Genomic DNA, 1976 nt, shown 5'->3' with positions numbered 1-1976 from the left:
CTCAGGTGGGTGAAGCCATGACCATGGTCAAAGCGCTTAAGCGGATCACGCTATCAGGAATGCCGAACAGTATTCGCATCACGTAACAATCGAACCGTATGGGGCGCAGTCGTTACAAGTTCTGATTTATTCAACAAAGCCGTGAAAAATAACCAAGGGGCTTATTATGAGCACAACTGATGATTCTTTCTCTGTACCTCAAGACCCAATAAATATGCCATGTCCGGCGCTAAAAGAGCGATGGTGGCACATTATGGATACGTGGAAAGTGGGTATTATCCCGCTGCCACTATTCTTACTGGCAGGCGTACTGATTGCCATTGACTGCTTAGGCGGTAAGCTGCCAAGTGATATCGTGGTGATGGTTGCTACTCTGGCGTTCTTTGGATTTGCATGTGGTGAATTTGGTAAACGCCTGCCTGTCGTCGGCAAGCTGGGCGCGGCAGCGATTTGCGCCACCTTCATCCCCTCCGCGATGGTCTACTACGGGCTGCTGCCGGATGTCGTGGTGGAGTCCACCACCAAATTCTACAAATCAACCAACATTATCTATCTCTATATCTGCTGCATTATCGTTGGCAGCATTATGAGCATGAACCGCACGGTGCTGATTCAGGGCTTCTTGCGTATATTCTTCCCTATGCTGTGCGGCGAAATCGTCGGCATGATTGTGGGGATGGGCGTCGGCCTAGCGTTGGGGATGGAACCGTTCCAGATCTTCTTCTTTATCATTTTGCCGATTATGGCGGGCGGTGTCGGGGAAGGGGCGATCCCGCTTTCCATCGGTTATGCCACGCTGATGCATATGGACCAAGGCGTTGCGCTGGGACGTGTTCTGCCGATGGTTATGCTCGGCGGCCTGACGGCGATTATTATCTCCGGTTGCCTTAACCAACTGGGTAAACGCTATCCGCATCTGACCGGTGAAGGCCAGTTGATGCCGAATCGTGCTAATGCAGATACCACCTCTTCACAGCCTGTTGTTTCTGGCAAAACTGATGTCACAGCCATTGCGTCTGGCACATTGCTGGCGGTGCTGCTCTACATGATCGGCATGCTCGGCCACAAACTGATTGGTTTGCCTGCACCGGTTGGCATGTTGTTTATCGCGGTGCTGGTCAAGCTGTGCAACGGGGCGTCTCCGCGCCTGCTGGAAGGCTCGCAGTTCGTCTACAAATTCTTCCAGACCTCAGTCACTTACCCCATTCTCTTCGCCGTTGGCGTAGCGATTACGCCATGGCAGGAACTGGTTAATGCTTTCACCATCAGCAACTTGCTGGTGATTGTCAGCACCGTCTCTGCACTGGTCGCCACGGGGTTCTTCGTTGGTAGAAAGATCGGTATGCACCCTATTGATGTCGCCATCGTCTCCTGCTGCCAGAGTGGCCAGGGCGGCACCGGCGACGTGGCGATTCTGACCGCGGGCAACCGTATGAACCTGATGCCATTCGCCCAGATTGCCACGCGTATCGGCGGCGCGATTAACGTCTCCGTCTCGCTGCTGATACTCGGCAACTTCTTTGTTTAATTGATGTACGCAGGAACAGAACAATGAAACTCGCAAGCTTTACTTATCAGGGTGGCTTTGTTGAATAAATAGAACTTTTGGGTAATCATCGGAGCAGATCACCACGGTTGTTTCAAAATCAGCTCTCCATGGCAAAACAAAATTTTAAAATCACCAACTGGCCCTCTTATAACAAGGCCCTCAAGCAGCGCGGTTCTCTGACCGTATGGCTAGATGAATCAGCCATTGCTGCATGGACGGAAAAAAACACTACTGAACGGCGTGGACGACCGCTCCACTACTCAGATATGGCCATCACCACAGTCCTGATGGGCTTTGTTGAATAAATAGAACTTTTGGGTAATCATCGGAGCAGATCACCACAGTTGTTTCAAAATCAGGTCTCCATGGCAAAACAAAATTTTAAAATCACCAACTGGCCCTCTTATAACAAGGCCCTCAAGCAGCG

The 1976-nt window shown here is 51.2% G+C and carries 1 protein-coding gene and 1 pseudogene; both read left to right on the top strand.

What is annotated here, in order from left to right; genetic code table 11:
* Window positions 1-166 precede the first annotated feature (166 nt).
* A complete protein-coding gene (locus QZ506_RS16625) occupies window positions 167-1528 on the top strand; it encodes a 2-hydroxycarboxylate transporter family protein (protein ID WP_291972590.1) in 1362 nt (453 codons plus the stop codon).
* Between the two features lie 128 nt (window positions 1529-1656).
* Window positions 1657-1839, top strand: a pseudogene (locus QZ506_RS16620) (transposase); the annotation flags it as partial.
* Between the last annotated feature and the right edge of the window lie 137 nt (window positions 1840-1976).

Origin of the sequence: Candidatus Symbiopectobacterium sp. (assembly GCF_020054415.1) — a bacterium.
Lineage (GTDB): Bacteria > Pseudomonadota > Gammaproteobacteria > Enterobacterales > Enterobacteriaceae > Symbiopectobacterium.
Note: the sequence above shows the minus strand (reverse complement) of the source record. Positions and strands in the feature narration are given on the sequence as shown.

Coding starts and splice junctions, on each gene's coding strand:
- QZ506_RS16625 (WP_291972590.1), top strand. CDS start 167: ATGAGCACAACTGATGATTCTTTCTCTGTACCTCAAGACCCAATAAAT.